Genomic DNA, 6,271 nt, shown 5'->3' with positions numbered 1-6,271 from the left:
GCCTTTAGTGAAGTTTTTAATTGGGCCATCGGAGAGTATGTTTACTTTCATGGTTTCGCCCTTTAACAATCATTTCAATCGAGAGCTAAAAAGCTCCGCTTTCTCGCCCCGTTAAACGGGGGTTAGGCGTATAGCGGTTTCAGCTTCGGGTGCGCTTCCAAAAATGCAGCAGTTTCTCCCCGCTTCCAACTCATCCCGAGAATTTCCTGAATTTCATTAAACGCCTTGTTTTCAGCTCCCCCGCCATGCTCTCTATTGTCGAGTGCGAGATAGTATTTCGTCACGGCCTTTTCGATGGCATATATCTTTCTGTTCAGCTCATCACCATTTGGCGCAACAGATTGCCAATGGCCACTTCTATCAACGGCATCGCCAGAACAAGCCGGGCATTTTTCAACAATTGTCGTCATCTCTGAATCCTCTAAATTCGCATAACAACTCGCTGGTGTTCGCTCCCGCTAATGCGGGGTGTTTGGTTACGCACACCCATCTAAATACTGCTTCAGATCCACTTTAAATTTTGCGAACCCATCGGCGCACAGATACTCATCGCTGAGCGCTATACCGATCCCGTAGAGTGCGTCATTGATAACGGTCTTTTCCCCGTACTCAGCAACACCAGGTTGATCGTTATAGGTGCTCCAGTATTTAGCCAGGCGTTTTGCTACCTGTTCCGGCGTGGCATCCATCGTTATGCCGGATGCGGTAATACGGTTATCCATGAGTTATCTCCAGATCGATTTGTTCGGCACTCTCCAGCCACTCATCAGATCGTTGATAGGGTGTACAGGGCGGCTCTGCCTGCGACCTATAGCCGCCCAGATACCAGTCGCCGTTCCGATGTAATGCAGCGCCGCAGTCGTTGCAGATGCGGACGCCGTGGTAGGGGGTGAGGGTGTGGTTATTGCTCATCCCACCACCCACTCATAAACCCCATACCCAGCACCGATCACAGCCAGCGCTATCAGCGCTATGACGATGTAGGGCAGGGCTCGGAACCATTTGTTGCCTGTCATGATTTCAGTTCCTCCTGTGCCTGCTGCCAGGCCGTTTCAACTTCGTGGTACTGATCGGTGCTGCCGCCATGGTCCGGGTGGGCCTGCTTCCGGGCCTGCATGTATCGGCGTTTGGCTTCGGCCAGATCGCTGCCGTAGTAATTCAGCACGTCCCGCCAGGTGCGACCGACAACCTGATCAGGCCCTGGTAGAGCGGTAAACCCAGTGAACGCGGCTTCGAACATTGCGGATCCGTGGCGCTCCAGTGTGCGCAACGCTTCGAGAGTGGCTGCTACTGCTGCCAAGTTGTCCTCAATGCGCAGGTAGTTATCGCAGGGTATGCACCACTGGCGGCCGTCGAGCTGGAAATAAACGGCAACGCCCGGATCGTCTGGCTGGTGCTGGCCGGAGCGGGGCAGGCCATCGTTGCGCAACTTGAGGTCTGAACTGATGATCAGATCGTCATGCCGGTATTTTTGGCCAACTCGGGTGAACATGCCTAGCTGCTCAATCACGCGATCACGGGCCTGTGCCAGCGTCAGTTCTGATCGACCCCAGCTGTTGCTGTTCCGGCGACCGAATCGCCCGTGCTGGCGCTCGCTGGCCGGTGTGCGCGGGCGGGATGGTGGCCAGCAGAGCGGGGATGCGGTGATTGTGTCGGTCACGACTTCACCTCCTCAGCTGCAGCATCATCAGCACACTTGCAGTAGGTGCCATAAGCGCCGCACTCGATTTCGCAGTCTGGAAATCGGGATGGCTTCACCTCCTCAGCGCTACCGAGTAGCTGCTCGGTAAATTCCACCAGCGCCCAGTCGTACTGATCAGCAGTCTCGTGCTCTTCGACTCGACTGGTAGCGTATTGACGGGCTCGCTCAATCAGGGCCGCATCGTGGGCGGCGAGTTCTGCGTAGGTATAAACGATACCTGATGAAAGTAATTTCTCTTGGCCCCGACAGTGTTCTTTCAACTGATCCCGTTCTTGCTTCAGCGCCTGATATGACTCTGTATAATCGACGCGATTGCTATGCAGTTCGCCGCGCAACCGCTCAATCTCGGCGGCTTGTTCGTTTCTCTGTTGTGCCAAGGTTATGTTTGCAGCCCGCATGTTGTCGTGATGATTTACAGCGTAAGCAACCGCATCCCCTGGGCGAACACCGTCATCAAAGATAGATTTTTTGCAGTTGCCATTGATCGAGAAGTGCTCACCCCCAACGGGCAAATGAAATATTTCGTGCATGCTGGGAGGGTCGTAACACCCGAGTGATGCATCCGGCAGGAGCGATTTAACGACCGCCTGCGCGAACTCGTACACATACGGATTCAGGCCCATACTGCCGTCCTGCTGCCGCTTCAGCTTGAAGCCGTTGGCGAGAGCAAGTTCTTTGATCTGTTCTTTATCCATTACCGCCTCCTGTGCCCATTCGCCTGCCGACAGGCTCGTTTCCAGTCCCAGTGGGTGGCAGCCAAGTGAGGCAGGTTGTTGCAGTGCGGACAGCCGTATCCGCCGCATTGGTAACAAATATTCATGCTGCTGCGGCCTCCTTGCTCCGGTCGTATTGCTGAATGGCCCAGGCGATCGCGTAACAGCACCAGATGTAGTGGTAGGTGTACTTCTCCATCCGGTGCTCCCAGAAGTCGACCAGACCGAAACCGTAGGCATATTCCGAATCCCAGTTGTTCACGGCCGCAATAAACTCCGTCTCCTCTGCTGCAAGGCTCTTCAGGCGATCAACCATATCGTGTAGCTCGTCCATAGCCTCTGACTCAGCGATAGGCTCATCAGCATTCGCCTCCAGCCACTCATCAAAGTGATGCTGAACAGCATCCGCTGCGGCCAGTTCATCCCACTCCTTCACGCCACCGCCGAACACGCTTTCGGCCTGTACCTTTTCTGCCCAATAACCGGGGTTGATCGCCAGTTCATCGCCTGAGCGGAAAAACTGGAACATGTCATCGATGCGCGAAAACACGTAGCAGCCCATATCGCCGGAGATACACAGGTGTCCCGGCCAGGTGGTGATATGGAACATCTGGTTAAAGCTGCCGTTGTTTGAGAATGTCAGGTGCCGGAATAGACCTGAGTCCTGATGCACTTCCATGGAGTGGTTTTCAACGCTGCTCAGGAATGTCTGTTCTGTTGGGTGGTTCATACTGTCTTTACCTCCTGTTATGCCGCCGTATCCACGCCGTAGCTGGCGCGCAGTTTCTCGATCCGCTGCTGGCGCTCCTGTGCGATTGCCTGTTCCAGCGCATTGCGGAGTAGGGCGGCCACATGCGGGCCGATCTTTCTGTCGTCATCCCGGTTCCTGAATGTCAGCGATATGCCGATCAGACCGGCGCTGCCGATACTGGTAGCCAGTTCTTCCAGCGCCTCGATATCCTCGATCAGGGTATTGGCCTGTTTGATTTCTGATGGGGTCATGCTGTGCGCTCCCTATCTATCCGGTTGCCGACCCAGTGCATGACAGGCACCGCCATGCTGTTGCCGATCGCTTTGTAGCGCGGCCCATCGGCTGCCGGTTTTCCCCTGTACGTGACATTTGTGTGGTTGTCGGGGAATCCCTGCAGGCGCTCACATTCCCGAGGTGTTAAACGGCGAACCTTCATCGGGGGCTCGAACAAAACGTTTTCCTGGCCGTTGTTGCGACCGAGCTCAAAGGCTTTATCGCTTACGCACGGGTCTTGGGTGCCGTGAACCGATACAGGCTTCAGGGAAGTCAGAACGTGAGGTTTATCGCCACCGCCAGAAGAAGCTCTAAGCGTTCCGGCAACATCCCCGCCCAGCTCAGCAGTTGCGCCACCCTCTCGGCCTCGCAGTGAAACGGTAACGGCCAAATCCGTAGCATCCTTGTAGTCTCTAGCCTTCATGGTAGAGGCGGTTTCGTCATCCGCGTACTCGCCGAAAGCCAGCATACGGAAACCTACGCCGTGCTGCTTGCCCGCCTGGAGTGTGAACATCGGATCGCCGTCTTCCCGATGCCGATACCAGCCCGAATGTCGGTCGTGCTTTTCCCCGTTCTGGCCCCTGGCTCAAGTATCGGTATAGCAACTACAGGGTCTTGCCCTCGGGTGTCTCCACATCGTTCGACCCCTCGACCTGACGCAGTAAGGCTTGGTGCAACATCGTGGGAAGTGCTTTGCCCCTTTTCTCGGCTCGGCGGAGTATCCCGGCGCACGCCTTCGTGCTCAAAAAGTACCGCGGCTGGATCGAAGTCTGCTCGAGCACTTGCGACAACAAAGACACGGCGGCGTCGTTGGGCCACTCCGAAATATTGGGCGTCAAGAACCCTCCACGCGACTGCTCTTTGGGGTCCATACACACAACCAGCGTTTGTCCATCGCTTCCCTGAAGGCTGCAGTTCGCGACCATCCCCAGCGAGCGCCCCAAGAAAGCATCCGAAGGCGTTGTCGCTTGAGGAAAGGACGCCGGGGACGTTCTCCCAGACGATGATGGATTCGCAGTTTCCGGCTCGAAGTCGAACAGCGTCGATTGCATCGGCAAGCTCCACAAATTTGATTGTCAGTTGGCCCCGTTCATCGGCCAGCCCTTCGCGCATTCCCGCTACGCTGAAGGCTTGACAGGGTGTGCCACCGACCAGTACATCAGGCGCTTCAACTTCGCCCAGAAGGATGCGGCGGCTGATCTGGGTCATATCGCCCAGGTTATCCACGTCGGGCCAGTGGTGCGCCAGTACGGCAGCCGGGAAGGGTTCTATCTCCGCAAACCATGCAGGCGTCCAGCCGATAGGCTCCCACGCGACTGATGCGGCTTCGATGCCGCTGCAGACGGATCCGTATTTCACTGCTCCTGCTCCTGTGCGGCGGTGATCATGGCGCGGTACGCTGATTGAGCAAACGCATCTTCAGGGATGCTTTCGTCGTCTGCGCAAGCCAACGCTGCATCTACCATCGCGTCCGTAGGCTCAACCGGCACCAGCGCGTAGCCTTCAGGAATGGCGTAGAGCGGCGTCACATCGCGCCCGTGCATCTCGGCAAACTGTTCGTAATCGGTCACACGGATAGATTCGTCAACAGCTTCGTACAGCCACGCGACAGGCTTCAGCTCAGACATTGCGTACCTCCGTAATCTCAAGCCAACGCGTCAGGGTGTCGCGAGCCTCTTGGATGTCCTTCCGTTTCGGCTTGCCGCCAGTGCGGGCACCGGACAACAGCAGCTTTTTGCTGGCGTGATGGATACAGCCGGTAGGGTCATCAATACCGAATAGGTTGTGCACCTGGTACACGTCGACAGAATCAAGATGGCGCACATCTTTGTAGTAGGCGGGGTATAGTGCGGCCATACCGACCACTTCCCCGGCGTCAGCAATATGGTCTGAACTATCCGGAATTTCCGGCGCATTCGGGCACCAGTCGCAGTGCTCTTGCTCGAACTGATGCTCTGGCTTTCCGCACGGATGGCCATCAGCACAGAGCCCGGTTTCCCGGCTCGCCTTGATTTGCTGGTTGAATGACAGGGATGACGCACTCAGGTCGATGCCGCGACCGATCTCCAATATCAGATCATCGCCGCCCACATGCTTCTGCTCATCACCGACATCGCCGGTTAGTACCTGGGTAGTCATGCTGACTGCCTCGCTGTGAATGGCTGTGTGAGCCAGTAGGTTGAACGGCGATTGCCGGGTATCTCGCCAGTTGCTCGATTGGATGATGCGGTCTGCTTGATTCGCTTTCGCGCCTTGGTATCTATGCCCAGCCTCTTGGCGACGTGATAGACAGTTGTACTGGATACGCCGTGGCGCTCACCTATCTCCACCAACGTCATGTGCTCAAGGCTCAGCAAGTCCGCCCCGATCTTCGCGTTGCGCTCATCGATCTGGGCCTGGCTGAACTGATTCACATGACCCAGGCGGTCCCGGCGCTCATCGATATCAACGCCAAACATTGCACCGATCTTCCGTACTTTTTGGCCGCTTATACCGCGGCGCCTGGCGATGGCAGAGATCGACAGATCTGTTTCCGTCAGATCGGCTACCACTTCTTTATCGACTGAATGATCCATCGGTCTCATATTTGCCTCCAAAGAAAAGCCCCGGCTGGCGTGGCTTGGTGGTGGGGTTATGACTGCTGCTCGTGCCGCTGCTGGACCAGCTTGAAACCCAAGAAGGGCCACAGCTCAAACACGGCATTCTGGACCGCGATCTTCACGCCCACTTCGTCATTGTCGTTTTCAGGCGAAGCAGCCACACTGGGGCGGCCAGTCACGGTAAAGCCGTTATCCAAGTTCAGAATCGCAAAGCGCAAGATGCCGCCAGACT

At 56.4% G+C, this 6,271-nt stretch carries 13 protein-coding genes; all 13 read right to left on the bottom strand.

What is annotated here, in order from left to right; all coding sequences use genetic code 11:
- Positions 1–122 precede the first annotated feature (122 nt).
- Positions 123–410 carry a hypothetical protein gene (locus G403_RS0120215; protein WP_027855592.1) on the bottom strand — a complete coding sequence of 96 codons (288 nt, stop codon included), beginning with the start codon at positions 408–410 and terminating at the stop codon, positions 123–125.
- Positions 411–476: 66 nt separating this feature from the next.
- The gene (locus G403_RS0120210; protein ID WP_027855591.1) at positions 477–722 is read right to left on the bottom strand and encodes a hypothetical protein; all 246 of its coding nucleotides are present in this window, start codon (positions 720–722) and stop codon (positions 477–479) included.
- The gene (locus G403_RS25410; protein ID WP_156899754.1) at positions 715–912 is read right to left on the bottom strand and encodes a hypothetical protein; all 198 of its coding nucleotides are present in this window, start codon (positions 910–912) and stop codon (positions 715–717) included. The genes G403_RS0120210 and G403_RS25410 overlap by 8 nt, the downstream gene beginning before the upstream one ends.
- Before the next feature lie 100 nt (positions 913–1,012).
- Positions 1,013–1,660: a hypothetical protein gene (locus G403_RS0120200; protein ID WP_027855590.1), complete on the bottom strand. Its 648-nt coding sequence runs from the start codon at positions 1,658–1,660 to the stop codon at positions 1,013–1,015.
- Complete coding sequence (locus G403_RS0120195; protein ID WP_027855589.1) at positions 1,657–2,397, bottom strand: hypothetical protein; 741 nt, start codon at positions 2,395–2,397, stop codon at positions 1,657–1,659. The genes G403_RS0120200 and G403_RS0120195 overlap by 4 nt, the downstream gene beginning before the upstream one ends.
- Positions 2,398–2,518: 121 nt before the next feature.
- A complete protein-coding gene (locus G403_RS0120190; RefSeq protein WP_027855588.1) occupies positions 2,519–3,145 on the bottom strand; it encodes a hypothetical protein in 627 nt (208 codons plus the stop codon).
- 17 nt (positions 3,146–3,162) lie between these two features.
- Positions 3,163–3,417: a hypothetical protein gene (locus G403_RS0120185; protein WP_027855587.1), complete on the bottom strand. Its 255-nt coding sequence runs from the start codon at positions 3,415–3,417 to the stop codon at positions 3,163–3,165.
- Positions 3,414–3,953, bottom strand: a complete 540-nt coding sequence (locus tag G403_RS25570; RefSeq protein ID WP_051299350.1) for a DNA cytosine methyltransferase — start codon at positions 3,951–3,953, stop codon at positions 3,414–3,416. The genes G403_RS0120185 and G403_RS25570 overlap by 4 nt, the downstream gene beginning before the upstream one ends.
- Positions 3,917–4,798 carry a DNA cytosine methyltransferase gene (locus G403_RS25155; RefSeq protein WP_084404135.1) on the bottom strand — a complete coding sequence of 294 codons (882 nt, stop codon included), beginning with the start codon at positions 4,796–4,798 and terminating at the stop codon, positions 3,917–3,919. Before G403_RS25155 ends, G403_RS25570 begins: the two co-directional genes overlap by 37 nt.
- Positions 4,795–5,067, bottom strand: coding sequence for a hypothetical protein (locus tag G403_RS0120175; protein ID WP_027855586.1), 273 nt, complete (start codon positions 5,065–5,067; stop codon positions 4,795–4,797). Before G403_RS0120175 ends, G403_RS25155 begins: the two co-directional genes overlap by 4 nt.
- Positions 5,060–5,578 (bottom strand): hypothetical protein, encoded by a 519-nt coding sequence (locus G403_RS24720; protein WP_051299348.1) that lies wholly within the window; start codon positions 5,576–5,578, stop codon positions 5,060–5,062. Before G403_RS24720 ends, G403_RS0120175 begins: the two co-directional genes overlap by 8 nt.
- Positions 5,575–6,024 (bottom strand): hypothetical protein, encoded by a 450-nt coding sequence (locus tag G403_RS0120165; RefSeq protein WP_027855585.1) that lies wholly within the window; start codon positions 6,022–6,024, stop codon positions 5,575–5,577. The genes G403_RS24720 and G403_RS0120165 overlap by 4 nt, the downstream gene beginning before the upstream one ends.
- Positions 6,025–6,071: 47 nt before the next feature.
- A partial coding sequence (locus G403_RS0120160) for a Gp49 family protein (protein ID WP_027855584.1) occupies positions 6,072–6,271 on the bottom strand: 200 nt, incomplete at its 5' end.

Origin of the sequence: Marinobacterium litorale DSM 23545, assembly GCF_000428985.1 — a bacterium.
GTDB lineage: Bacteria > Pseudomonadota > Gammaproteobacteria > Pseudomonadales > Balneatricaceae > Marinobacterium_D > Marinobacterium_D litorale.
This window is presented reverse-complemented; position numbering and strand designations above follow the sequence as displayed.

Excerpts from the sequence above, each read along its gene's own strand:
- G403_RS0120215 (WP_027855592.1), bottom strand. The coding sequence starts at position 410 with ATGACGACAATTGTTGAAAAATGCCCGGCTTGTTCTGGCGATGCCGTT.
- G403_RS0120210 (WP_027855591.1), bottom strand. The coding sequence starts at position 722 with ATGGATAACCGTATTACCGCATCCGGCATAACGATGGATGCCACGCCG.
- G403_RS25410 (WP_156899754.1), bottom strand. The coding sequence starts at position 912 with ATGAGCAATAACCACACCCTCACCCCCTACCACGGCGTCCGCATCTGC.
- G403_RS0120195 (WP_027855589.1), bottom strand. The coding sequence starts at position 2,397 with ATGGATAAAGAACAGATCAAAGAACTTGCTCTCGCCAACGGCTTCAAG.
- G403_RS0120190 (WP_027855588.1), bottom strand. The coding sequence starts at position 3,145 with ATGAACCACCCAACAGAACAGACATTCCTGAGCAGCGTTGAAAACCAC.
- G403_RS0120185 (WP_027855587.1), bottom strand. The coding sequence starts at position 3,417 with ATGACCCCATCAGAAATCAAACAGGCCAATACCCTGATCGAGGATATC.
- G403_RS25570 (WP_051299350.1), bottom strand. The coding sequence starts at position 3,953 with ATGTTCACACTCCAGGCGGGCAAGCAGCACGGCGTAGGTTTCCGTATG.
- G403_RS0120175 (WP_027855586.1), bottom strand. The coding sequence starts at position 5,067 with ATGTCTGAGCTGAAGCCTGTCGCGTGGCTGTACGAAGCTGTTGACGAA.
- G403_RS24720 (WP_051299348.1), bottom strand. The coding sequence starts at position 5,578 with ATGACTACCCAGGTACTAACCGGCGATGTCGGTGATGAGCAGAAGCAT.
- G403_RS0120165 (WP_027855585.1), bottom strand. The coding sequence starts at position 6,024 with ATGAGACCGATGGATCATTCAGTCGATAAAGAAGTGGTAGCCGATCTG.